This window comes from Bdellovibrio bacteriovorus HD100 (assembly GCF_000196175.1).
GTDB lineage: Bacteria > Bdellovibrionota > Bdellovibrionia > Bdellovibrionales > Bdellovibrionaceae > Bdellovibrio > Bdellovibrio bacteriovorus.
The window spans coordinates 3,721,765-3,747,425 of record NC_005363.1; the positions used below are offsets into that span (position 1 = coordinate 3,721,765).

The 25,661-nt window shown below is 51.1% G+C and carries 22 protein-coding genes; 16 read left to right on the plus strand and 6 right to left on the minus strand.

Going from position 1 to position 25,661, the window contains the following annotated elements:
• Nucleotides 1–121: 121 nt before the first annotated feature.
• The 4 genes from BD_RS17655 (at nucleotide 122) to BD_RS17670 (ending at nucleotide 5,099) form a co-directional block, all read left to right on the plus strand.
• The gene (locus tag BD_RS17655; RefSeq protein WP_011166157.1) at nucleotides 122–1,351 is read left to right on the plus strand and encodes a S8 family peptidase; all 1,230 of its coding nucleotides are present in this window, start codon (nucleotides 122–124) and stop codon (nucleotides 1,349–1,351) included.
• 138 nt (nucleotides 1,352–1,489) lie between these two features.
• Nucleotides 1,490–3,058 (plus strand): acyl-CoA carboxylase subunit beta, encoded by a 1,569-nt coding sequence (locus tag BD_RS17660; protein ID WP_011166158.1) that lies wholly within the window; start codon nucleotides 1,490–1,492, stop codon nucleotides 3,056–3,058.
• A 14-nt stretch (nucleotides 3,059–3,072) separates the two neighbouring features.
• Nucleotides 3,073–4,569, plus strand: coding sequence for an acetyl-CoA carboxylase biotin carboxylase subunit (accC, locus tag BD_RS17665; protein WP_374028400.1), 1,497 nt, complete (start codon nucleotides 3,073–3,075; stop codon nucleotides 4,567–4,569).
• A gap of 2 nt (nucleotides 4,570–4,571) precedes the next feature.
• Nucleotides 4,572–5,099 carry an acetyl-CoA carboxylase biotin carboxyl carrier protein subunit gene (locus BD_RS17670; RefSeq protein ID WP_011166160.1) on the plus strand — a complete coding sequence of 176 codons (528 nt, stop codon included), beginning with the start codon at nucleotides 4,572–4,574 and terminating at the stop codon, nucleotides 5,097–5,099.
• A gap of 62 nt (nucleotides 5,100–5,161) precedes the next feature.
• Here BD_RS17670 and BD_RS18230 read toward each other — a convergent pair whose 3' ends face one another.
• From BD_RS18230 to BD_RS17690, 5 genes are all read right to left on the minus strand, one after another.
• The gene (locus tag BD_RS18230) at nucleotides 5,162–5,323 is read right to left on the minus strand and encodes a hypothetical protein (protein WP_011166161.1); all 162 of its coding nucleotides are present in this window, start codon (nucleotides 5,321–5,323) and stop codon (nucleotides 5,162–5,164) included.
• Nucleotides 5,320–6,177, minus strand: a complete 858-nt coding sequence (locus BD_RS17675) for a hypothetical protein (RefSeq protein ID WP_157865746.1) — start codon at nucleotides 6,175–6,177, stop codon at nucleotides 5,320–5,322. Before BD_RS17675 ends, BD_RS18230 begins: the two co-directional genes overlap by 4 nt.
• Nucleotides 6,178–6,292: 115 nt before the next feature.
• Nucleotides 6,293–7,054 carry a twin-arginine translocase subunit TatC gene (gene tatC / locus BD_RS17680; protein WP_011166163.1) on the minus strand — a complete coding sequence of 254 codons (762 nt, stop codon included), beginning with the start codon at nucleotides 7,052–7,054 and terminating at the stop codon, nucleotides 6,293–6,295.
• Entirely contained in the window at nucleotides 7,051–7,407 is a 357-nt protein-coding gene (locus tag BD_RS17685) for a Sec-independent protein translocase subunit TatA/TatB (protein WP_011166164.1), read from the minus strand. Before BD_RS17685 ends, tatC begins: the two co-directional genes overlap by 4 nt.
• Before the next feature lie 18 nt (nucleotides 7,408–7,425).
• Nucleotides 7,426–8,061 (minus strand): hypothetical protein, encoded by a 636-nt coding sequence (locus BD_RS17690; RefSeq protein WP_011166165.1) that lies wholly within the window; start codon nucleotides 8,059–8,061, stop codon nucleotides 7,426–7,428.
• A 141-nt stretch (nucleotides 8,062–8,202) separates the two neighbouring features.
• On the opposite strand from BD_RS17690, the gene BD_RS17695 reads away from it, so the two are divergent.
• Entirely contained in the window at nucleotides 8,203–9,261 is a 1,059-nt protein-coding gene (locus BD_RS17695) for a hypothetical protein (RefSeq protein WP_011166166.1), read from the plus strand.
• Here the strand turns inward: BD_RS17695 and BD_RS17700 are convergent.
• Complete coding sequence (locus BD_RS17700; protein ID WP_011166167.1) at nucleotides 9,258–11,864, minus strand: M16 family metallopeptidase; 2,607 nt, start codon at nucleotides 11,862–11,864, stop codon at nucleotides 9,258–9,260. The genes BD_RS17695 and BD_RS17700 overlap by 4 nt on opposite strands.
• Before the next feature lie 16 nt (nucleotides 11,865–11,880).
• On the opposite strand from BD_RS17700, the gene hemW reads away from it, so the two are divergent.
• From hemW to BD_RS17755, 11 genes are all read left to right on the plus strand, one after another.
• Complete coding sequence (gene hemW, locus BD_RS17705) at nucleotides 11,881–13,053, plus strand: radical SAM family heme chaperone HemW (RefSeq protein ID WP_011166168.1); 1,173 nt, start codon at nucleotides 11,881–11,883, stop codon at nucleotides 13,051–13,053.
• A gap of 84 nt (nucleotides 13,054–13,137) precedes the next feature.
• Nucleotides 13,138–13,656 (plus strand): nucleotide exchange factor GrpE, encoded by a 519-nt coding sequence (gene grpE, locus BD_RS17710; protein WP_011166169.1) that lies wholly within the window; start codon nucleotides 13,138–13,140, stop codon nucleotides 13,654–13,656.
• A gap of 11 nt (nucleotides 13,657–13,667) precedes the next feature.
• Nucleotides 13,668–14,675: a DnaJ C-terminal domain-containing protein gene (locus BD_RS17715; protein ID WP_011166170.1), complete on the plus strand. Its 1,008-nt coding sequence runs from the start codon at nucleotides 13,668–13,670 to the stop codon at nucleotides 14,673–14,675.
• Entirely contained in the window at nucleotides 14,672–16,342 is a 1,671-nt protein-coding gene (locus tag BD_RS17720) for a penicillin-binding protein activator (protein WP_011166171.1), read from the plus strand. Before BD_RS17715 ends, BD_RS17720 begins: the two co-directional genes overlap by 4 nt.
• Nucleotides 16,343–16,449: 107 nt before the next feature.
• Nucleotides 16,450–16,821 carry a TraR/DksA family transcriptional regulator gene (locus BD_RS17725; protein ID WP_011166172.1) on the plus strand — a complete coding sequence of 124 codons (372 nt, stop codon included), beginning with the start codon at nucleotides 16,450–16,452 and terminating at the stop codon, nucleotides 16,819–16,821.
• Nucleotides 16,822–16,913: 92 nt separating this feature from the next.
• The gene (locus BD_RS17730; protein WP_011166173.1) at nucleotides 16,914–17,294 is read left to right on the plus strand and encodes a TraR/DksA family transcriptional regulator; all 381 of its coding nucleotides are present in this window, start codon (nucleotides 16,914–16,916) and stop codon (nucleotides 17,292–17,294) included.
• A gap of 153 nt (nucleotides 17,295–17,447) precedes the next feature.
• On the plus strand, nucleotides 17,448–19,853 hold the full coding sequence (gene lon / locus BD_RS17735; RefSeq protein ID WP_011166174.1) for an endopeptidase La: 2,406 nt from the start codon (nucleotides 17,448–17,450) through the stop codon (nucleotides 19,851–19,853).
• Nucleotides 19,854–20,040: 187 nt separating this feature from the next.
• Nucleotides 20,041–22,584 carry a hypothetical protein gene (locus tag BD_RS17740; protein ID WP_011166175.1) on the plus strand — a complete coding sequence of 848 codons (2,544 nt, stop codon included), beginning with the start codon at nucleotides 20,041–20,043 and terminating at the stop codon, nucleotides 22,582–22,584.
• Nucleotides 22,585–23,088: a type II secretion system protein gene (locus BD_RS17745; protein ID WP_011166176.1), complete on the plus strand. Its 504-nt coding sequence runs from the start codon at nucleotides 22,585–22,587 to the stop codon at nucleotides 23,086–23,088. It abuts the gene before it with no gap.
• Entirely contained in the window at nucleotides 23,085–24,164 is a 1,080-nt protein-coding gene (locus BD_RS17750; protein WP_011166177.1) for a PulJ/GspJ family protein, read from the plus strand. Before BD_RS17745 ends, BD_RS17750 begins: the two co-directional genes overlap by 4 nt.
• A 115-nt stretch (nucleotides 24,165–24,279) precedes the next feature.
• The gene (locus tag BD_RS17755) at nucleotides 24,280–25,653 is read left to right on the plus strand and encodes an HD domain-containing phosphohydrolase (RefSeq protein ID WP_011166178.1); all 1,374 of its coding nucleotides are present in this window, start codon (nucleotides 24,280–24,282) and stop codon (nucleotides 25,651–25,653) included.
• Nucleotides 25,654–25,661: the final 8 nt, after the last annotated feature.

The following is a 25,661-nucleotide window of genomic DNA, read 5'->3' on the forward strand; positions in this document are numbered from 1 at the left end:
CCAGTCCAGTTTCTGAAATTTAGCCTCAAAATAAGACATATAATAGCCGAAGAGCTAACCGGTCGGGCCTTTGTAGTGCGTCCCATTGATGGGACCCGTTGGGCTCGCACAGGGAGTGAACATGGATGTTCAAAAAATTCTCTCGGCGGTCGCTTGCGTCTTTGTATTTGCAGCTTGTAGCCAGAAATCCGCTGAAACAGTCTTTCCAGAAAATGGCGCGCTTGATTCCAGCGCCTGTCGTGGTCAGGCTCTTGAAAACAAATTCATCGTGCAATGGGAAGACGGCAGTTTCACAACTGAAACCGCGGCCAATGCCGAAGAATTCAAAGAAAAATTCATCAAACCTCAATTGGAGAATATCAAACACGTTGATTACGATCGCGTGATCCAACTGCAAAGATCCAGCGAAGTGTCGGCGACAGCCTTCACCGACAGCTGGGGCCAGCAGCGCATTGGCGCCCCGGCGGTGTGGAGCCAGGGTGTTTACGGTCAGGGCGTGAAAGTCGCCGTGGTGGATGCTTACGTGGATGTGTCCCATCCCCAGCTGCTTCCGCGCATTGCCGTGAACACGGGTGAAATCCCAAACAACGGAATTGATGACGATAAAAATGGCATTGTGGATGACTATTATGGTGCCGCCTTTGTTTCCCAACCAGGCAACAATCAGACTCCAAGCTCGCACGGATCACACGTGGCGGGGGTCATTGCTGCCGACTCACGCTATGGCTCAATTGAAGGTGTGGCACCTCAGGCGCAGATCATTCCCGCGCAGTTCATTGCCAATGATGGCGGTGGATCTTTGGGGGATGCCGTTCTTGCCATGCAGTACTCTGCCAGTCGTGGTGCCAAGATCATCAACGCCAGCTGGGGTGGAGCTCCGTGTGTGGCCTCTTTGCGAAACGCTTTTGTAGAGCTTGAGAAAAAGGGCATTCTGGTTGTCGTCGCTGCCGGTAATGATGGGCGCGATGTGGATGTATATCCGGAATTCCCCGCGTCCTTCAATATGGCCAATCAGATCACAGTGGCGGCTGCTTCGGTTTCTGACTTCATGACCTCTTGGTCCAACAGTGGTTTTTCTCTGGTGCACGTGGCGGCTCCGGGGGAAAGAATTCTTTCCACCGTGCCGGGCGGATCCACCGCTTACATGGAAGGAACCAGCATGGCAGCACCGTTCGTCAGTGGTGCCGCAGCCCTGGTTTGGAGTGCCAAACCGACGGCCACGGCAGTGCAAGTTAAAGAGGCAATTTTGAAGTCTGTGGACGTGTCTTCCGGACACGAGTTTAAAGTAAATACTCGAGGGCGCATCAATGTCGAAAAGGCGCTTCAGTACATTCAGCAGTTAGTTCCGTAATTTCAAACACATAGATCAATTCACGCGGGGCATAAAAAGTATGCTCTGCGTCTCTAGTTTTAAGATGATTCTTTGAACTGAAGTGCTAGATTGGTTCCTTGTTTTTTGAGGATGGTTCCTCACAAGAAAAGGAATTTTATGAGCACAGAAGTTTCATCTGGCATTCAAGCACGATTGGCAGATCTTGAGAAAAGAAACGAAGCCGCAATGGCCGGTGGTGGCGCAGCTCGTTTGGCGAAACACAAACAAGGTGGTCGTCTGACTGCACGCGAGCGCGTGGATGTTTTGCTGGATCCAGGCAGCTTTGTTGAAATGGATCGTTTTGTTTCTCACCGTTGCACAAACTTCGGCATGGATAAAAACGTGGTTCCTGGTGATGGTGTCATCACGGGTTACGGTCGTATCAACGGCAAACTGGTTTATTTGTCTTCCCAGGATTTCACCGTGATCGGTGGATCCATGTCCCGCACTCAAGCCAACAAGATCTGCAAAGTGATGGATCTGGCGATGAAAAACGGGGCTCCCTTCATCTCTATCAATGACTCTGGTGGCGCGCGTATCCAGGAAGGTATCGAATCCCTGGGTGGTTACGCGGACATCTTCACTCGCAACACCATGGCTTCTGGCTTGATCCCGCAGATCACCGCTATCATGGGCCCGTGCGCGGGTGGTGCGGTTTACTCCCCGTCTATCACTGACTTTGTCTTCATGGTGAAAAACACCTCTTACATGTTCGTGACCGGTCCTGATGTTATCAAGACTGTGACTCACGAAGATGTGACCAAGGAAGAACTGGGTGGAGCGACCACTCACTCTGCAAAATCCGGCGTGGCTCACTTTGCTGCTGAAGATGACAAGCACTGCTTGCTTCTGATCCGCGAGATGATGAACTTCCTTCCGTCCAACAATCTTGACGATGCTCCGGTTCTTCCAACCAACGACCGTCCGGACCGCCTGACAGAAGCCCTGAACAATCTGATTCCGGAAAATCCAAAGAAACCTTACGACATGATCTCTGTTATCACAGAGTGCGTGGATGAGGGTTACTTCCTGGAAGTGCACAAACACTTCGCTCAGAATCTGATCGTGGGCTTTGCACGCTTCAACGGCCGTCCTGTGGGTATCGTGGCGAATCAGCCCAACATCCTTGCTGGCTGCTTGAACATCGAAGCGTCCCGCAAAGGTGCTCGTTTCATCCGCTTCTGTGACGCTTTCAACATCCCGGTTGTTTCCTTCGTGGACGTACCAGGCTTCCTGCCGGGTAAAGACCAGGAATGGAACGGCATCATCACTCACGGTGCGAAGCTTCTTTATGCCTATGCTGAGGCAACGGTGCCTAAAATCACAGTGATCACCCGTAAAGCTTACGGCGGTGCTTACATCGTTATGGGCTCGAAACTTCTTCGCTCTGACGTGAACCTGGCTTACCCGTCTGCAGAAATCGCGGTTATGGGTGCTGACGGTGCAGTAAGCATCATCTTCCGTGAAGAGATCAACAAAGCCAAAGACCCTGTAGCCGAGCGTGCGCGCCTGACGGCAGAGTACGAAGCCAAGTTCAGCAATCCTTACGTGTCTGCAGAACTGGGCTACACGGATGAGGTTATTGAACCTGCGATGACTCGTAAACGCATCATCGACTCTTTGGAAATGCTGAAACATAAACGTGATATCACTCCGGCTAAAAAGCACGGAAACATCCCTCTGTAGGAGCGAACATGGCATTGTTTAAAAAAATCCTGATCGCCAACCGCGGGGAAATCGCCATCCGTATCACTCGCGCCTGCCGCGAGCTGGGTATCGGCTCTGTGGCGGTGTTTTCCGATGCGGACCGCGACAGCTTGCACGTATTCCTGGCGGATGAGGCTTACCACATTGGCCCGTCCCCATCGCGAGAAAGTTACCTGAACTATAACAAGATCATCGAAGTCTGCAAAAAAGCCGGCGTGGACGCTGTTCACCCGGGTTACGGCTTCCTGTCTGAAAACACCACTTTTGCGCAAGCTTTGAAAGATGCAGGCATCACCTTCATCGGTCCAACGGTTGCGAATATTGAAGCCATGGGGGATAAACTTTCCGCCAAGGCTTTGATGAAAAAAGCCGGTGTTCCGACGGTTCCAGGCTCTGACGGCGGGGTTGAATCCGTTGAAGAAGCCCAGAAGATCGCAGAACAAATCGGTCTGCCTATCATCATCAAGGCTTCTGCCGGCGGTGGTGGTAAAGGGATGCGTGTAGTTCGTCAGATGGACGAACTGGAAAGCGCTTTCCGTGCGTGCCGTTCTGAAGGCCAGAACTATTTCGCGGATCCGACTGTTTACATCGAAAAATTCATCAACGATCCGAAACACATCGAGATCCAGGTGTTTGGCGACACTCATAACAACCACGTTCACCTGTTTGAACGTGAGTGCTCTGTGCAGCGCCGTCACCAGAAGATCATCGAGGAATGTCCGTCCCCTTCTGTGCCTCACGAAGTGCGCCTGCGCATGGGTGAAGCCGCTGTTCGCGCAGCAAAACAGATCAACTATGTGGGCGCGGGAACGATTGAGTTCATCTTTGATAACGCCACCAAGGAATTCTACTTCATGGAGATGAACACTCGTCTTCAGGTGGAACATCCGATCACGGAAATCGTGACTGGTTATGACCTGGTGAAAGAGCAGATCTATGTGGCTGCGGGCAAACCTTTGAGCTTCAAACAAGAAGACATCAAACAAAAAGGCCACGCCATCGAAGCCCGTATCTGTGCGGAAGACCCGATCACGTATAAACCGCACCCTGGTGTGATCCGCGCCTGCCGTCACCCGCAAGGTCCGTTTATGCGTGTGGATTCCTACGCTTACCCGGGCTACGAAGTGCCTATCTTCTACGATCCAATGATCGCCAAAGTGATCACTTGGGGTGAGACGCGCGAAGAGGCCATCGACAGAATGCAACGTGCCCTGAGTGAGTTCGTGCTGACCGGTATTAAAACCAATATCGTTCTGCATAAAACCATCCTGGATCACCCGAAATTCCGTGATGGCTCTTACACGACTCAGTTTATTGAAAAGAACTTCGAAGTTATCGAACCAAATCTTTTCAAAGAAGTTGAAGACCCAGTATTCCTGATCGCGGCGGCAATCACTGCTTACAACGATCGTAAATCCAAAGACGTTCGCCAGCTGAACCTGACTTCCAACTGGAAGCGTATCAGCCGCAAACTTCAATTGAGGACGTAACCATGTACTTTGAGGCAGAACTTAAAGGTAAAAAATTTAAAGTGGATGTGACCGAGCACCGCACGACCTGGAAGGTTTCCTTGCAGGAAGAGGGCAAAGACTGGATCCACTATGACATCTCCAAAAACGACTACAAACAGGCCGAGCAGTACATCAGCTTCCTGTTTGGCGGTAAGTCCTATCTGATCGACGTGATCGGACAGGACACCGAGTACACGGTCTTTACGCGTAACTCTTTCCGCACCATCAAAGTCTTCAATGATGAAATGCTTCTGCATGAATCCCTGAAGAAAGGGGGCGGTTTCGGTGGCGATCAGGAACTGAAATCCGGTATGCCTGGTAAAATCATCGAAATCTTCGCCAAAGAAGGTGAGATCGTGAAGGCCAACAAGCCATTGCTGATCATGGAAGCGATGAAGATGGAAAACGAAATGCGTGCATCCCGCGATGTAAAAATCAAAGAGATCCGCGTGAAACAGGGCGATTCAGTGGAATCCGGCGCTGTTTTGATCAAGTTCGAAGAACCGTAGTCTTCACGCGACATCTAGGAAAAACTAAAAGGGGCTCTTTGGAGCCCCTTTTTTATTTTGTCTTACTTGGTGCCTTTGGCGTCTTTCTGGTTCGATTTGGCTTTCGCCGGAGCGTTCCCGATTATGCCGCCTGTGCCCATGATACCACCAGTGCCACCCATCATACCGCCGGAATAGGCGCCCATTATGCCCCCCATACCCATGCCGTAGTAGCCGCCCATCATGCCCATGCCACATCAGCCATAGAGGCACACATGGCGATCGCACCACCGATATTGAAGGCGCTGCTTTGAGCTGCTTGTTTGGTTTTAGCATTAGAAGGAGTCACCCCACCGTAAGAATCCGCGTACATGCCGAAAGCACCGGCGACCATGGATTTACCCTCTTTGGCCAGTTCAGCGTTGCGCTGATCAAACGCGCTTTGAGCCATGCCAATCAGGTTTCCACACTGGGCCGCGTTCTGCGAACCCATTTTTGAAATCATCGGCTTCATACGATCACAGAAAGCTTTGTCATAAGTAACTTTGCCTTCAACCTTGGAATTTTCATCCTGCATCTGCATATAAACACTTTGTGCGACATCACAGGAATCCCCGTCGTAAGTGAACGTGGACTCAGTTCCTTTGATTAACGGATAGTTGCCTTTGGCGTGTTTGCCCCATTCTGATTTCAGATAGGCATCACGGTTTTGAATCTGAGTTTTCAGATTCATATCCTTATTCACCGCCACCACGCGACCTTGAGCATCGCGACGAATCGCCACTGTTTTTCGGTCCGTTTCAAAAACCGGCTTGCCATCTTTGAAGCCCGTCATCACTTTCGCTTTATAAACGATCGTTTCAACTCCGTCTTTGGTTTCGCGGGAAACGACTTTTCCGGAATCCAAAACATTGGTTTTACCATCGGTGCCGATAGTGAATGCAGCACCATCCGGCTCCGTGCCGAAACCCAGATCCATCGTTGCCATGTTGATTTGATTGATACACGCAAATTGTTTGGAAGCTTTTTCATAGTCCGCCATATTGGCGGCTGCAGACAAAGAAAGACCCATCAGGGGCAAGAAGATCAAAGACTTCACAGTTCCTCCATGAACGTAAGAATGCTTTTGCACACTTATTAAGCGTACTCATAAGATTCTCACCTTTCACATTAAATGCCGCAAACCCCGACTGTGGTCGGGAAGCAAACTGTGGCTACTCGCGCTCGTTCACAGCGTAAGCGTCTTCTCGTTTCTTTTCAAAGATGCCGACGATCAGGACTGCGGCCTCAAATAGAACCCACATCGGCGCCAACATCATCACCATGCTCAGCAGGTCCGGCGGAGTGATGATCGCCGCAATTGTTGCAATTGTCATAATCGCATAGCGGCGGTTCTTGCGCAGGAAGGACTGGGACACAATGCCCATCATTCCCAGAACCACGATCACCAACGGCAATTCAAAGGCCACACCAAACATCAGACACATCTGGGTGAAGAAACCCATGTACTGGTCGATGGAAATCATGGGTTTATCGACCTCACCACCATAGGTCATCAAAAACTGGAAGGCCATCGGAAGCGCGATCCAGTAAGAAAATGCCGCCCCCAACACAAACAAACCCGTGCCCGAGAAAATAAAACCCATGGTGTATTTGCGCTCTTTGGCGTAAAGGCCCGGAGCAATGAACTTCCACACCTGATAAAGCCAGAAAGGGCAAGACAGCAAGATCCCACATACGAAAGAAAGCTTCAGATGGGCAATGAATTTATCCAACGGGCCGGTATAGATCAGACCGCCACCAGGAAGGTACGGGCGGATCGGCTCACGCACGAAATCGAAAATCTTTTCACTGAAGCCGTAGCAGATGCCCGTTGCGATCAGCAGAATCCAAACACAATTGATCAGACATTTACGAAGATCTGACAGGTGCTCATACAAAGATTGGGCTTTGGAATCGAGTTCTTCGCGTCTCATGAAGGCTTCTGTTCTTCTGATTTTTCGTCAGTGGTGGCTTGCGGGAACTCCAGCTGCTCTTCAACGATCGGCGCGGCCTCAGTGGAAGCAGCCAGCGGCGCTTGCTCTGCTTCGTTCTGATGGGCTTGTTGTTGAGGATTGCGGATGGTGTCCATGTTCAACCTGTCGAGCTTGTCTAATTTATCCAGGCGCATCTGTTGCTTGAGTTCATCACCCATGGAATCGGTGCTTCTTTTCAACTCGTTGAGAAAGCGCCCCAGAGTCCTTGCCAGTTCCGGAAGTTCTTTGGGCCCGATCACAATCAGGGCAAGAACCGCAAGGAAGATAATTTCAGACATACCTAAGCCAAACATGGCGCCAGAATAGAGGAATCAGCTCTGCTTGCCAAGCTTTACTTGATCCTGAGGAAGGGTCAAAACTCCCATTTCCTCAAGCTTTTCACGAGCCAACTCAGATCCCGTTCTCATATAGCGCTCATACAGTCTCAGAATGCTTTCATCGCTTTTGATAAATGAATGGTGGCTGATGTACGTCAGCACATCCACAAACTCCAGGAAGCGGTCCGAGAACACCGTGTACACTCGAGCCATGGTGTCTTCCCGGGTGCAATGGGCCAGGGAGGCATAGGCCGCTCCGCCAATCTCCGCATAGTAATCCACATCGATAATTTTGCGTGACAGTGAGTCCCCAAAAAAGCCGCTGATATACAGAGTCCGGTCGCCGAGCTTTCTCAGCATTTCTGCTTTCACAAAGCTTTCGGCGTTCTGGGCTGTCAGATACATTTCGGCCAGTGTCTGGGGATTTCGGGCGCCGCTTTCGCTGGCGTAGGCTGGATCGTGCAGATTCCGCGCATCCAGATAGTGCTGTAATAAGTTCACAAGATAGGCCTCAACCATCGGAAAGGTCTGAACCTTTCGCTGGGACAGACCTTTCTGAACCAGCTCCTGGAAGTAGCCCTCTGGGCTCACAAAAAGCTCAACTGTCGGTGTCGAATGCTTTTCCCGCATACTGCTAGTTTAACAAATCCTGAATGGTTTTCGGTTAGTAGTTTTTTGCAAAGCTGGTCAAAAGTCTCACAATGAGACATCCCGCCGGTGTCCTCTTTGCATTTCAACCTGGCAAGCCCGTTTGAAGGAGCTATAAGCAGAATGAAACTAAGATGGATGACTATCACTTTGGCAGTGCTCAGCGCTTTTGCGCCAGGGTCCCTGTGGGCCTTTGGGGAAAAGTGTGGGCCGGTCTTTGCCTCGGAGTATGCAAAGCTAGGTCAGATTGAAGTCAAACCTTCCGGGCAAAAGGGGCCTCCGGCAAATGACTATGCCCGCACGGTGGATAAAATCCATAGCCTGATGGGAGATCTTGCGATTCCGCACGAAGTGCAGATCCAGATCGACAGCGCCTTTATCTTTTCAACTTTCAATGCCGAAAGCTACCAGATCAGTGTGGGTGTGCGCCCGGACAAGATGGGCAAAAAGCATCCGGCCATCAATCAAAACACCCTGATGCACGAATACGCGCATGCGGTTTTTGAAAAAAACATGACCCTGAGATCCCCCGGTTACAAGACATTGCGTGAAGAACAGATCTCCCTGCACACCCGGGAGGACAGCCTGCATGCCACAAACGATGCTTTGATGGCCGAACAGGCAAAGGCCACCGATCCGGCAGTCCGACAGGAACTGGACAAAAAAATCTATGAGATCATCAAAGAGATCGACGCCGTTGCTGAACGCCGCAAGGAGCTTTCGGCCCACTGGAGTCTGCGCAGCGCCGTGCATGAGCTGTTTGCTGATTCCCTGTCCATGGTGGTCACGAAAGACCCGAAATCCATGTCTTCAGTTTTAAAAAGTGCCGGTGAAAACTATCGCCCCCACTCTTCCACCGTTTTGCAGTTTCGCGACTTTACTGAGGGCCGTCACCACCTGTCGCGCCAGCGCTGGAAGAAAGAATATCCGTTCTATTCCCAGTTCGGTGGGGATCTGTACTATGCCTTCTTACCCGCACGCTGGGAGCTGTGGCAGATTGTGAAAACCCGCATCGGCGGTGACAACTACCAACGCACAGTGATTCCAAAGGTGTTTGCGATTTTAGAAAAACATTTAAGCTTAGAACTGAACAAGGGACCTGAAGAACTCAAGCCCCGCGGGTTTAAGGATCTGGAAGCCCTCAATCAAAGAATCATTGAGGACTTCCGTCGCGAACTTTAGGATTTCACATCCGTCGGACCCACCAGACTGACGATGGCCGGCTGGGCAAAGATTTTTTGCGCCAGCTTCTGCACATCTTCCGGGCTCACTGCAAAGTACTTGTCGGCCACATCCAGGCTTTCTCGGTAATCCAGGCCGTAGATATCATCGAACAAGATCGCATTGCCAATAGTGCTTTTTCTTTGCAGCTCGATATCGTGTCGGCCGATCAGATATCTCTGCGCGCGCACCAGTTCTTCCGGTGAAATTTTAGTGCTCGCCAGTTTGTTGAATTCCGCTTTCAGCATCTGAATGGCCTTTTCGGACTTTTCTGGCGAACAACCAATATATCCACCGAAATATCCACGCTCAATCCCTTCCATGTGCATCGGCGACACGGAATAAGCCAAAGAGTTTTTGTCGCGAAGCTCGATGAACAGTCTTCCACCCTGGCCACTCAGAATGGACTGAATGATCTCCATCGTGTAGCGCTCAGGGCTTGAAAGTGTCAGCCCCTGATAGCCCACGATGATGTGGCTTTGTTCTTTTTTAAGTTCGCGGAACAGGTGTTTGGATTCGGTGATTTTAGGTGCGGCGAAATGATTTTTCACGCGCTCCCCTTTGGGAAGCTCTTTGGTGATTTCATTCAGCGTCTTCACCCATTTCTTGGTGTCCACATCGCCCACCACCGAGAATGTCACGTTCTTCGCCATGGCGATCTTTTTATAATAACCAAGCAAGTCTGCGGACGTGATGGCATTGACCGTGGTTTCACTGCCCACCAGATCGCGTGCATACGGGTGACCTTTAAAGATCTCCTGCATGAAGGCCAAAATACAAAGCTGGGCTGGATTGTCATTGCGGGCCTTGATCTGATTTTTCAGAACAACCTTTTCGCGCTCCAGAATGATTTCCGGGAACTGGGGCTCCAGCAGGGAATCGGCATAGATCTCCAGCATCTTGTCTTCAAACGGCGACAGATAGTCCATCGAAAGACCCGCCGAGTTTCTGCCGCCAAAGGCACCAATCCCCGCTGCCAGCTCATCCACACGCAGATTGATGTCATCTTCAGTAAAGTTTTTCGATCCCGACATCCAGTTTCTGGCAAAAAGTTCCGTCAGACCGTTTTGGCCCTCTGGTTCGACACGCGCCCCGCCCAGGAACGCGGCTTTCATCGCCACATACGGCGTATCGCTTTGTTCCCGGATCAACAGGGTCGCGCCGGAATCAAGAACAATGCGCTCCGTGGTTGGAACACCCTTGGCTGCGCCGGCATTGATATTGAACTTCTTGGCAGCAAAGCGCGGTGCTTTTTGTTTTACGGCTTTTGCTTCACGCAGGGCTTTCCTTAAGTCTTTGGCAAAGGCTTTCAGGATACGGTCCGCGTTTTTCTTATCCATGTTTGTCATCATGGACAGACCAAAGCTGTCTGCCTTCAGATATTTTTTGGCGATCTTCTGAATGTCTTCCGGTTTCAGCGCATAGACCTGCTTCATGTACTTTTTGTAGTAGTCATGATCGCCGTAATAGAATTCATTGCTTCCGGCTTTTCTCGCAATGTTATCCACAGTCTCCATGGAATACACTTCGTGGCTGGCAAAATTGGTGATCGCTTTTTGCATTTCCGCCACCGTGGGAGGTTCGGTCACAATCCGAACCAGTTCCGGTATCAGTGCACTGAGCGCTTTGGTCAGATTTTCCTTTTCAAGGCCCAAGGACACGGCAAACAGACCGTCATCCTGCATGGAATACGCAAAAGACCCCACCGAGTTTGTCAGTGGCTCCTTGATACGCAAGGTCTGCATCAGGCGGCAGGAATCCCCCTGACCCAGAATGGCTGACATCACCTCCAGGGCCGCGATGTCCTTGTGTTTCACGCTGGGGATTCTCCAGGTCAGATAAGCGGTGGTCTGCTCAAACTTCGCCTGCTCCACCTTGATGCGGATGGTTTTTTGCGCCGGCTCTTTTTTGCGCGCCACTTTACGCAGTTTGTACGGAGCAAAGCCGCCAAACATCTGCTGCACGCGGTTCTTCATTTCTTTCGAATCAAAGTCGCCGGACACCACCAAGAACATATTTGATGGCACATAACGCGACTGATAGAACTCACGGATTTTTTTGGCAGAAACCTTTTTAACGACCTTGTCATAACCAATCACCGGAATGCCGTAAGGGCTCTTTTGGAAGACGTTGGTGAAAAGCAGCTGACTGGCACGGCGGCCCGGGCTGTCCTGCCCGCGTTTGATCTCTTCCAGAACGACTTCGCGTTCATTGTCGATTTCCTGTGGATCAAAAGTGGGATAGCCCATCATTTCACTGATCACATCCAGGGCGACATCCGAGAATTGTTTGGAAATGGTCACATAAAACACGGTTTGGTCAAAAGAGGTGTAGGCATTCAGCTCCCCGCCGGAGCCTTCCACGGTGGCCGCGATCTCGCCCACCTTGTACTTGCGGGTCCCTTTAAACACCAAATGCTCGATAAAGTGAGAGATCCCCTCTTCGGTCTTTTTTTCATCTGCCGAGCCTGTTTTCACCCACATTTGCACTGAGACCACCGGAGACTTGTGGCTTTCCAGTAAAAGGACTTTCAGACCGTTTTTTAGTTGAAATTTCTTAGACATACTCTACATAACTCCCATGGCATTTGGCGTCTATATCCACATTCCCTACTGTATCCAGCGCTGCACTTACTGCGATTTTGCCACCTATGAGCAAAGCAAGATTCTGCCGCCGGATCAGTACGTCGAACTCCTGTTTAAGGAAATTCGCCAGAAGCACCGCTATTACACTCCCCAAAGTCTGGACACCATTTACTTTGGTGGAGGCACACCGAGCCTCATCCCTGCAAATCTCATTGTAGCGATTATCAAAGAGCTGGGTAGATATGGATTTACAACTAGACCTGACACGGAAATCACGATTGAGATCAATCCGGCGACTGTCAGCAAAGAAAAATTGAAGACCTATCTGGATAACGGCATCAACCGTTTCAGTGTGGGCGCTCAAACCTTTGATGACCGCCTGTTGAAAATGGTTCATCGCGAACATTCAGCAAAACAAACCCTGGAAACTCTCGACCTTCTTCGGGCCCACGGAGTGAATTTCAGCTTTGATATTCTGTTTGCACTGCCTTCGCAAACCGTGGAAGGCCTGCGCCGGGATGTGGAAATCGCCGTTGAACAGGGGGCCAAACATATCAGCCCTTATTGTCTGACAGTTCCTGATGGCCATCCTTTGTCAAAAGGCCGCCCGATTGACGACGAACAAGTCGAGATGTTTGACATCATCGCCGATGAGCTGACCCGCAAAGGCTTTCAACAGTACGAAGTATCGAACTTTGCCCTGCCGGGCTTTGAGTCCCGTCATAACATGCTTTATTGGGTCGACGAACCTTATTGGAGCCTGGGCCTCAGCTCGCATTCCTATTCCAAAGAATCCGCCTGGGGCACACGTTACTGGAATATTAACTCCATCAATGAATACCAGAAACAGATTCTGGCATTTGACGGGCAGGAATTTGATTCCCCGGTGCGCCATCTGCCATCGAATCAGGTGGAAGTTCTGCAAATGCATCAGGCTCTTACAGACTTTTGTCATACTTCGATGCGTCTGATGCGCGGACTCAATGTCGAGCAGCTGCAAGCCAAATTCCCGCAGAATGTCAGTGAAAAGGTCCTGCAAATCATGAAAAATCTGGAGCAAAAATCCTGGATTCGCTTTGACAACGGGCATTGGTCACTGACGCGTGAGGGCCTTGTGCTGAGCAACCGTGTTTTCCAGGAACTGACTTTCCTTCAAGAAGATCTCTAAGGGGCTAGGAGTTTTTCTTCCGCCCCCCTGACATTGACATTGCTTCGTGAATACACAATCTTAAGTATTGCGAAAGGAAGTCTCATGTCAGAAGAAAACAACTCTCAAAACTCCAATCCTCCCAATCCAGAAAATGGCGAAATCGCTTCTGAGATCCAGAAACTTCAGGAACAAGCTGAAAAGTTCAAAAACGACTATCTTTACTTGCGCGCTGAGTTTGAAAACTACAAACGCAACGCGATCAAGGAGCGTTCCGAGTTGATGAAGTACGGCGGCGAGCGCCTGGTGCGTGATCTGCTGGAAGTGGTGGATAATTTCGACCGCGCCTTGAGCGTGAACGTGAGTGCTGAGAACTTCAACACCTTCAAACAAGGTGTGGATATGACCGCTCAGGAGCTCAAATCCCTGCTTCAGCGTCACAATGTCATCGAGATCCCGGCGCACGGGGCTCCGTTTGACCCGTCCGTGCACGAAGCGCTGAGCAGCGAGGCCACCGACCAGATGGCTCCGGGCCATATCGTGCGTGTGTTTAAAAAGCCTTACAAACTTCATGATAAAGTGATCAGACCTGGCCAAGTGGTTGTAGCCAAGAAGCCAGAGTAAGGAAGCCCTGCTTGTCTAAAAAAGATTTTTACTCCCTTTTGAATGTTTCCCGCTCTGCCACTGCTGATGAGATCAAAAAATCTTATCGCAAGCTGGCTATGCAGTATCACCCGGATAAAAATCCTGGCGATAAAAAGGCCGAGGAAAAATTCAAGGAAATCACCGAGGCCTACGAAGTCTTGAGTGATACCAAAAAACGCGAGATGTATGACCAGTTCGGTCACGCCGGAGCCCAGGGCTTTGGCGGAGCTGGCGGCCCGTTCGGCGGTGCTGGTGGATTCGGTGGCTTTGGGGGCGCCGGAGCTGGCGGTGCTGGAGCCGGAGCCGGTGGTGATCCGTTCCAGGACATCTTCGGTGATGTCTTTGGTGAGATCTTTGGCAATGCCCGTGGCGGCCCGGGGGCTGGTGGAGCGCGCGCGCGCCGTCCTTCCAAAGGCACGGACCTGCGCTATACGCTGAATATCTCTTTTGAAGAATCCGCCTTGGGCAGCGAAAAAGTCATCAGCTTCATGCGCCAGCGCGGCGGCCGTGAAGAGCCTGCAAAACTGTCTGTGAATGTTCCTGCCGGCGTGAAAGAAGGCCAGCGCCTGAAACTGGCGGGCGAAGGGGATGCTTCCGGGGGCGCTGCCGCCGGAGACCTGTATGTGATTATCAACATTCAGGAGCACCCGCTGTTCAAACGAAACGAAAACGATGTGACATTGGATCTTCCGATTGTCTACACCGACGCGATTTTGGGAACCAACATCGAGGTTCCGACCCTGACCGGAAAAGCCATGATCCGTATTCCTCCGGGAACACACTCAGGTCAGACGTTCCGACTGAAGGGCAAAGGCTTCCCGAAACTGGGTGGCTTCGGATCCGGCGACATGCTTGTGCGCGTTCTGGTGGACACGCCGAGCAGTCTTAGCAACAAACAAAAAGAACTGGTGGAAGAGCTCGCCAAATCCACGGACACAAGTCCTCTGGTAAAGGCCTTCCAGGATAAAGTCGCACAATTGATGAGGACGCGTAAATGAAACCCTACTTTTCACTCTTGCTGACGGCCGGTCTTCTGGCTTCCTGTACGACAGTGGCCACAAAGCGCGCTCCGATGAAGCCTGCGGCCACCACCGCCACCACCGGAAAAAAACCAAAAGCCGTGGGCGGTCTGACCACCGGCAAACCTCCTGAGCAGATTGAAAGCGAAACCTTGAGTGTTCCCGCCGCACCGTCAGCGGATGTATTGGGACAGCTAAAATCCCTGGTGAATCAGGCTGTGCAAGCGCCCAGCAAGGCCGATCAGGAATCTTACCGTCTGAAGGCCATCGACATTGTTGAAAACAAACTGAACGAAGATCAGCTGGAAGACGTTGCCGATGAATCAGATTTCGGTTTCCTGCGCGGACATGCGATGTTCCGTCTGGGTGAAATCTCTTTGGACAAAAAAGACACGTCCGATGCGAAGATGTATTTTAATTCAGTGACTGAATTTGTTCCAGGCAGCGATCTGGCCTTGAGAGCCCAGGAGATCATCCTGCAGCTGGATTCCGCCAAAAACGTGAAGTCCCAGACAGTAGGCGTGGTGCTGCCACTGAGTGGCCGTAACGCCCCTGTGGGCCAGCGTGCGCTGCGCGGCCTTGAAATGGGCTTGGGCCTTCATATCCCCGGCTCGGGCTTTCAGCTGGCGGTGATGGACAGTGAAGGCAATCCTGATTCCGCCCGCCGCGGAGTCGAGCGTCTGGTGAAAGAAGACAACGTTATCGCCATTGTGGGAAGCTTGCTTTCCAAGACCGCTCCGGCTGTGGCTGCGAAATCAGATGAACTGGGTGTGCCGACCATCGCCCTGTCCCAGCGCTCCGGTTTGACCGAAGTGGGCCCGACGGTGTTCAGAAACTCTCTGACCAGCGGTATGCAGGTGCGCGCTTTGGTTCGCACGGCGATGGAAGACATGGGCATGAAAAAGTTCGCGGTGCTTTACCCGAACGATCCTTACGGCATTGAATTCACCAATATCTTCTGGGATGAAGTGCTGGCCCGCGGTGGTGAGATCACAGCGGTTCAGACCTATTCTGTGAAAGAGACCGACTTCCGTCTGGTGGTGCAGCGTCTGGTGGGAACTTACTTCGGCGAGGCCCGTCAGGATGAATTCAATCTGCGTTTGAAAGAGCTTCAGTCTTCTGGAAAAAAACACTCTGTTCGCCAGAGCAATCTTGAAAACGTGCTGCCGCCGATCACGGACTTTGATGCGATCTTCATCCCCGACTCGGCCCGTGCGATGGGACAGATCTCTGCGATGCTGTCTTATAATGATGTGCGCGGCGTGAAGCTTTTGGGCACCAATCTTTGGAACACCAAAGACATCGCCAAACGCGCCGGGAATTTTGCGCAGAATCTGATCTTCGTCGACAGCATGACTCCAGCGAATCAGGATCGTTCGCGTTTTGTGAACGAATACCGCAGCCTGTACAATGAACCGCCGTCTTTGATTGAAATCCAAGCTTATGATGCTGGTCTGATCCTGCGTCAGCTGATTGCCGCCGGAGCCAGCTCCCGCGAGGAATTGGTGCAGAAACTGGGGCAGCTAAATAAGTTCCCAGGATCGCTAGGAAACCTCAGTATTAATGCTGAGCGCGAAATCGAGCGCCCGGTGACCGCTCTAACTATTGAAAAAGGCGAAGTAATTCCCCTTAAAGTCCGCAAATAGCATCTATAAGTTAATTTAATGACGATTTTTTAACCCCCTTCTTGCGGTGCCCTGTCTTAGGAACACCAGCGACCAAGAGAGTCGCAAATCTTTAGAAGGGGGTTGTTATGACAAGTCGTATTTCTGAAAACTTAGTGATGGAGTGCAGAAGAAAACTTCTTACCGCGAAACAGGATGTTTTGAATCGTTTCAGAACAGCCCAGCGCGAACTGGTCCATGCGGAGCGTGGCGGTGACGAAGCAGATCAATCTGTCGCCCACATCGAGGAACATTCTTTTTTGATATCCCAGGCCCGCATGAGAAATCAACTGGTCGAGATCGAGATGGCCCTGGCCCGCATCGAGCAAGGTACCTTCGGTATCTGCGAAGAGACCGAGGAAGTTATCGAATCTGAAAGGTTGCTGGCCATCCCTTGGACACGTCTGTCCATCGAAGGTGCCGAGATGCGAGAAGCGGTAAGTCGTAAGTTTGCGCGATAAATAATCACGCTGTGCATTTTTAGTGACAGATAATCATTCCCCCGTAATATGCGATCAATTTTCGGCCAAGGATCATCATATCGGGGGGTGAGATGAACGCAACCGAACTCACAGAGTTGACAGAAACTGAACTGCAAAATCTAAAAGAATCTTTGCTCTTCCAAAAGAGCACGATCCTCAATAAATCACATGAATTTAAAGAGGAGCAATCCAGCATGGCTGCGGTTGCAGATGAGGCGGAAGCCGCTTCTCAGGATATCTCTAACAATATCTCCATTCATTTGCACGAACGTGATCGTACTGCTTTGTACGCGATCGAAAGAGCATTGGGGAAGATCGCTGACGGGACCTACGGCCAGTGCGAATCCTGCTCTGAAATTATCAATGCCCGCCGTCTGCAAGTACGACCTTTCACAGCCCTTTGTATTGACTGCATGGAAGAACAAGAAAGCCAGACGGGCCTGTTCCAATAACATTCCTATTTAAACTCATTGGATGAGGTCCGCTGACATGGATGTCAGTCCAATTTTTTAAATTAATCAACGATTGCGGTTTAGAAAAAACTGTCTCACACCGAGAAGTCTCATACCAGAAACATAAATTCCCGCATCACGCGGAGGAGCGGTATGAGTTTTGACGATAAAGTCCTAGAAATCCCACAGACCCTTCCCATGCTACCTGTGAGAGACATCGTAGTATTCCCCTACATGATCATTCCTTTGTTCGTAGGCAGAGACGCTTCGATCCGCTCAGTTGAAGAAGCTTTGGCAAAAAATCGCCTGATCTTCCTGGCTTCCCAGAAAGACATCACTGAAGAAAATCCATCTCCGGACAACATCTACACTGTTGGTACAGTGGCGATGATCATGAGAATGAGAAAACTTTCCGACGGTCGTGTGAAAATCCTTATCCAAGGTGTCGCAAAAGGCCGCGTGAAAAATTTCACCAAAACCTCCCCTTCCTTTGAAGTGGCTGTTGAAAAGATCGAAGAAACACCGGTTCAAAAAACCGTTGTTGAAAACGAAGCTTTGATCAGAACCGCGAAAGAACACATCGAGCGCATCATCGCCCTGGGTCGCCCTCTTTCTCCGGACATCCTGCTGGTATTGGATGATGTTTCTGATCCAGGTCGCATTGCTGACCTTATCGCTTCCAACCTGGGCATCAAAGTTCAGGACGCACAGAAGGTTCTGGAAACTTCTGATGCGACAGAAAGACTGAAACTGGTTAACGAGATTCTGGCTGCAGAACTTGAAGTGATGCAGACTCAATCCAAAAATCGCACTGGCGCCAAGGACGACATGTCCAAGTCCCAGCGTGAATACTTCCTGCGTGAGCAGATGAAGGCTATAAAGAATGAGCTTGGAGAAGGCGACTCCAAATCAGAAGAAATGGATGAGTTGCGTGAAAAGCTGGTGAACGCCGGCATGCCGACTCATGTGGAAGCAGAAGCCCTGAAACAACTGGGCCGTCTGGAGCGTATGCACCCGGATGCATCTGAAGCCACAATGGTTCGTACATACCTTGACTGGATGGCGGATCTTCCTTGGAGCAAAAAATCTGAAGATCATATTGACCTTAAACGTTCCAAAGAAATTCTGGATGAAGATCACTATGAACTGGAAAAAGCCAAAGACCGTATCATGGAATTCCTGGCGGTTCGCAAGCTGAAACCAAACCTGAAAGGACCAATCCTGTGCTTCGGCGGTCCTCCAGGCGTGGGTAAAACGTCCTTGGGTAAATCCATCGCTCGTGCGATGGGCCGTGAATACTTCCGTATCGCTCTGGGCGGCGTGAAGGATGAAGCGGAAATCCGTGGTCACCGCCGCACTTATGTGGGCGCGATGCCGGGTAAAATCATCCAGGCTCTTCGTCAGGCAAAAACAAGCAATCCAGTGATCGTACTGGATGAAATTGACAAGCTGGGTTCTGACTTCCGTGGTGACCCTTCTGCAGCGATGCTGGAAGTGCTGGATCCGGAACAAAACGCCACTTTCCGTGACAACTATCTGAATGTCGACTTCGACCTTTCAAATGTGTTGTTCATCGCAACAGCCAACGTGTTGGAAAATATCCCACCAGCTTTGCGTGACCGTATGGAAATCCTGAACATTCCGGGTTACACCGAGAATGACAAACTGTTGATCACGAAAAAGCATCTGATCAAGAGACAGATCGAAGCCAACGGTATTACAGAAGAGAATATCAAGTTCACCGATGAAGGTATCAAATACCTGATCGCAGGCTACACTCGCGAAGCGGGTCTTCGTAACCTGGAGCGTGAAGTCGGTTCCGTCTGCCGTAAAGTGGCTAAGATGGTGGTCATGGAAGAGACAAACTTTGTGGAAGTAAATGCCACAACAGTTCCGGAGCTTCTGGGTCCTCCAAGATTCCAGCGCGACGACAAAATCGCCGACTCTCAAGTGGGCGTGGTTCAAGGTCTTGCCTGGACACAAGCTGGTGGTGAAGTTCTCACTATCGAAGCTTTGAAAATGAAAGGTAAAGGACATCTAGCATTGACGGGCCAGCTTGGCGACGTGATGAAAGAGTCCGCTCACGCAGCAATGTCTTACGCTCGTGCTCACCAGGAAGAACTGGGCATCCCAGAAGACTTCTTTGAAAAGTACGATGTGCATGTGCACTTGCCAGCCGGTGCGATCCCGAAAGACGGTCCATCTGCAGGTATCACTCTCACGACCGCTCTTGTGAGTTTGATGACAGGCACTCCGGTTCGTCACGATATCGCCATGACTGGTGAAGTGACCTTGCAAGGACGAGTACTGCCAGTCGGTGGTATCCGTGAAAAGTGTCTTGCCGCTTTGAACCTGGGTATTACAAACATCATCATCCCGATGGCTTGCCAAAAGGATCTTGCTGATATCCCTAAGGTGTTCAAGGACAAGATCAACTTCATCCTTGCAGAGAATCTGGATGAGGTCTTCGCAGTCGCCTTCGACAAGTCGGCTAAAGGTCAGGAAAAAAAGCCTGCCGCGAAGAAAGATCCGAAAAAGACCAAATCGCTTGCGGCCTAATCCGCAAGCTACACATCGCCCCTCCCAAAATGTGATGTTACAACAGAAGGCCGGTAAACCCGGCCTTCTGTCTATTCAGAATTCCTATCGTGTATGCGTCTCACTAAAAAACACTTTTTCTCACTCCAAGACCAGAAACACCTGCAGTAACTTGTGCTAAACAACCAACAGACTTAACCTGTTATTAATGATATTCAACCGCCTGGGTCAAAGCACCCTCCTGTTCGTGACTGTATTGTGTGCTATTGGGACCATCTTCGTCCTGAACTCTGCTGATATCCACAAGCGCAATTACGACTTTAAAACCAAAGATTACGATCAGGTGCTTTTAAACGAAGTCACAACGTCGGCGTTTGCAGTGATGGAAGCCGCGCTGCAAAGACGGATGTGGGAACCCCCTCCAGACAACGCCTGTCTGAAATCTGAAGATTTCAATGTTGAGGGTGAACTTGCGGGCGGAATGACATGGAAAGTTTCGGCGAAGTACAATTTCACGACCAAAAACTATGAACTGATCTCGGAAGGTCAGTACCGTGATCTGAAGGCGTTCTACATAAAACGCATCAAGATTCTGGACGTGTCGGATTATCTGCTGTTCTCAAACTCTCCGAACACCATGACTTTGCGCCGTCTTTACAATGAAAAATTCCCGACGGCCTTGATTGCGCGCGATCGCCGCATTTACATCAAAGGACCCCTGCAGTTCGGCGGTAACATCCACCGTCCCAACAGTCATATGAACTGGAGTGGTTCACCCGCCGGCTGGCCGGGCGAATGGGGCACGATCATTCAAGGGGACCGCATTCAGTTTGGCGGTGGCATGCACTACATCCAGTACAGCATCCCCAAACCAAATCCGGCCGGCAATAATATCGAATCCCTGCTGGCCCCGTATTCAAGTGATCTGGGCACACCGAGCACTCACCACTCTCAGTTTGGGGCCGCTCAGACGGTGGTCACCCGCGACTACAACAAAGCCCAGACTTTGAAACAACAGGTGATGGACGCCACCGCGGGGCCGCTCAGCAAAGCCTCTGTGGCCAGCGAAGTTTACCCGATTGCTCTGTTTGGCGGCACACCTCCCCTGCAGTCCTGGTCAGCGACTGATTCCGGGGCTTATTTTAACAACCCCGATCGCTACAGCATCTTTAACTATACCTGGGGTGGCGCCAATGGCTTTGGCATTCGCATCGATGCCACCTGCATCTCGCGCTCTGACTCTGGCACGACAAAAAAAATCTGCTCCCACTCTGAACACTTCCCTCGTGGATTTGCAAAGTGGCGCCAGGATGCGGGCCTTGAAGGAACCCTTTTCACCGCGGATGCCGAAGAAATTCCGGCCCCCAGTTTAAACTGGGACAATATGGAAGCTTTGGAAGAGGACGCGCGGTCCTGTGGTGCGGTGATCAGTGCACCCACCAGTCCTTACCAGGATTGTGAAATCTGGGACCTCGAGTTCCAGAAAAAGTATGCCGCCAACAACGGATCCAACGTTTGCGGACAGGTTTCCACCATCGACATGAACTCTTTGACACTGAATAATTTCAATCCCGGTCAGCTGACTGATGCCTCCCTGAAAGAGCGTCTGCTTCGTCGGGTTGTCTATACAAAAGTTCCCACTGAAATTCGCCAGACATCAGCACAGGGACTGATGCTGGGATCCCTTTCTGCAAATGCCGCCCGGAAAAACTTCTCTTTGTGGGTGGTCTCTGAAGACACCCTGGCTTTGCGAGGCTATCAACTGGACAACACCTCCCCACTGGACTCCGACCCGGGCAGACTTCGCGAGGTCGTTTTTAATGCGGATGCCAGCAATGCCGGGAAGGAACCACTTCCCATGGTTTTGCTGTCGCCGGAACGAGTGCACCTGCTCAGTCCCCATTATGTTCCCGCCACTTACAGCTATCTTCAGGGATACTGGCCGGTCGTCAGCGGACAGATCCGCCCGGTATTGCACAACTATACGGACTATGTTCGCCAGGAAAACGACGGCTTCCGCTATGGCTATCGCACCTTCCGCATGGAAAACATCAGTCTGATCACCAACGCCAACATCGACACCTCCAATCCCTTTGTCATGCGTGGTCTTTGGAGCGGACCTGATTCCACCGACAGTCAGTTCCCGTCAAACATGTGCATGGTCTCTATGGCGGGCCATACCCTGACCCCTTACGGCGGGAACAATCTGCTTACGACAGCAAATGTGCCACCCTATCATTCAGCTCCGAACTCACCGATTCCGCCTTTAAGTTCACGCTACTATAACGGTGTGACAGATCATTTCCCAAGATCGTATTATCCCGCCGTGTTCTGGGTTCAGCGCGCCGCTGGCATGTCCGCCCGTGAAGAATCTGATTTAATTTACACAGGCATTCGCATGTACACTTCGTTTGATGACTTCGTGCCGACGGGCAAACGAAATCTGAATGTACCCTTGCACACTTTGACTGACACTCGTTACAACCAGGGCACACAATTTTCCCTGCAGCACAAGAACCTGCAGTGGACCAGCCCTTCTTACTACAACAGCATTCCGGCGGGGACACCTTGTGTCTTAAACAGCCTCACTCACCGGGAAGCGGCTTACTCCAGCCAGCCGGACTACCATGCAACCCAACCGTCCGTGAACAACGGACGCTATATCTTTGTTCACGCCGATCCACCTGTGGATTATCGCAACCTGGGCTCTATCATCGGGATTGACCAGCCTATTCTGGAGACCCGACAATAGATGAACATGAAACTTCTGAACAACTCCGGTATGACTCTTGTTGAAGTGCTTGTGGCCATCGGCATATCTTTGATCAGCTTGACTGTGCTGCTGCAGCTGACTCTTTCCAATCGCACGCATAAATCCGAAGTGGACCGCTCCATCATCCTCAAAGAGATCCTGACCAACAACGCCATCGAACTTAAAGGCCGTGCGGTGACTGACATCCCACTGCCTGGCAACTGCATCGTGCGCACTTACAGCTATCAGACAGAATTTCAAAGTGAAGTGACTCAAGCTGGCAATCCGCCTCTGTGTGGATTGGCCGATCCGTCCCGTGAAACCATCCAGGTCGTGTGGGAGGTGGAGCCCGCCACCAGCATTGATGCGGATTTCAGCTCACCGTCTTTGAAGCTTCCTAAATATTCCAATACGCTAAAAAAGGTGACCCTGCATGTGCGCGGGTATTCCAGCGGAGCCGGAGCGCGCCTGATTCACAATCAGGTGACTCTGTTCAAACGATGAAGAAAAACTCGGGCTTCTCTGTCATGGAACTTCTGCTGGCCGTGAGTATTTCCACGATCGTGATCGGAATTGTGACGTATCTGATTCACAATTTCTTTTCTGAACAGCGCAATCTGGAAGTATGGTCCGGCGGGCAACTTGAAATGTCGATGGCTTTAAAGAATGCCGAAGGCGACATCCGTAACGTCATTCGTTTTGACCCGGTTGAAAATCTGACTTCGGCTTCCAGTGTTGCCTATTTCGGACTGACGTCCCTGACGGCGGGGCTTGAGCCGTCCGTGTGCCTGAACGACGCCACGGGTTCTGTCATTCGCTACACCACCCTGGACCGAAAGCAGCGCTCCGAACGCGTTCTGCGCGCCTGGTCTGAACTGGCTGATGTTAATAAAACCGGCTCGTCCCATGAACTGCGCCTGACAGCGGACTCCACCGACAGCTCCATGTTCGGCAGTTCAAAGTCTCCCCGCGAAATTGTCCTGGTGGATGCGGATCGCCGCTACATCCGCAGATACAAAGTGGCCTCCCACACCATGCGCTTAAATGCCACACTGGATCCCTATGACGACCAACCCCGCGTCGACTCCTTCGGAAACCCCATTAAGTTCAACTATGTCAGCGTGATTCTGAAATCCCCGCCGACCGCGAATGGCAGCACCATCACTCCGAAAACATCGGTTTTTATCACGGGAACAGAAGTGTATTCCTCCAACACCTACTATCTGTGTTTGCGAAAAAGTGATCGCAGCCTGATCAAGTTTGATGAAAACAGCCGCCAGGAAACGGTGCTGCTACAGAATCCCCATGCGGATTTCACCATCAATTCTTTCAAAATCGGTTACCTGGCAACCAAGTCGGGACTGCGTGTGGAGCCCGCCAACTTTATTCCTGATATGCTCAATGCCTCCAACAACGTGTGCTTTAATACTGTGCTCTTTGATCTGAAGCTCGACGCCTCCGACAGCTATTTGAAGCGGAATCAAACCCAGACCGTCGGGGATATTAAGTCCACCATCAGTCGACAACGCACTGTCTTTTCTCAGAACCTAAATTTGAAGCGTCCTTTGAGTTGCCAATAGACACAGTCGCAAGTTTGTTTAATTGAATTAAGTCCTGGAAACCTTCACGGGATCTAGGACCAAGCAGTCTGTTTATTCAGTCCACCTAAGCGCATGATCTCTTTAGAGGTTAATTATGCGCACACTCGATCTGGCCATAGTGTCTCCCCATCAGAAGTTTTGTGGACGGGCGATGGATATCGCGGCTTCTTTTCAGTTTGAATCCCACGTCTTTCGAAGTGATGAAGATTTTTTTACAGAAGCTGAGAGCTTCAAGGGTATCACCTCAGTTTTGTTAGACTGCAGCTTTCTTGAAAAGCCCAACGAGGTCGCCGGTCTTGTGCAAGTGGCGCGGCAGGGCGCGCCGGACAGCTATATTCTTGTGGTCATCAGTTCAAAACTTCCGCCGGAAGATGCACGCATCGCCAAGTCCTCCGGGGCCTCTTTGGTGATGATGGAGACCGAGTACTTCTCTTCCTGTAAAACCGAGTTTGCTTTAAGCCAGGTGATTCGCTCCGCATTCATTCCCATTAAAACTCTGGATCTGATTGAGGGCACCCAGCTGCCATTTGCTCTTTTTCACCTGCTCCCGATGAACCGCCGCTTTCTGAAGGTTCTCAAACCCGAAGCCAGACTCAGCAAAGACTTCCTTGAAAAGTATGCGGCAGCCGGGGATTTGTTTATTCCCCGCAAGGATCTCAGTGCATGGCTGGAATATTCCAACAGCTACCGCGCCGATGACGAAGCCGGGTTGCTGCGCCAATGCCGGGCGAAGTTTCTGCAGCTTAATCAGAGCTTTCTGGATCTGACTCTTCTTATCAGCGATCAAAGTTCGGGGGCCTCTTTTGCCGCCGGCAGAGAAGTCTATGAGTTGTGCCGCAAGTTCGCCTATGAACTGCACGGCTCTTTGATTAACACCCCGGACCCCTGGAAGGTTGTTGCCAGCTCCGCCGTCGGGGACTTTGGCTCGGTGGAAAGATCACCCGCCATCGCCGCCTATGCCGGCATACTCAGTTCCCAAAACCAGATCGGTCTGGCCGAAGAGGTCATGATCGGCGCCCTTTTGGCGGACATCGGGTATCTTGAGTTCAGCCCCTCAACAGCCCGCAAAGTTCGCAACAACGCCATGGGTGAACTCGACGCCGAAGAACAGATGGAATACCAGAAACATCCCATCTACAGCCTGAACAACTGTCTGTCCCGCCGGCTTCCCTTAACCGAAGCCATCAAGGACATGATTTTAATGAGCCACGAAAGGTCTGACCAAAAAGGTTTTCCACACCGACCCCGCGCCGACAAACTGACCGAGGAATCCATGTTGGTGCGACTGTGCTGGGACCTGGACTGCCGAACCCAGGTGCGCATGGGCGAAAAAAGGCCTGATATTGATGAAATTAAAAAGTCCCTGGGATCAGCACTTTCGGCAGACAGCGGGAATTTTTCCGTGGGCTTTGCCTGCAAAATTGCCAAGATTCTGAACTCCCCCGCTCCGGGGAGTCTGACGGCTTAAAACAAAAA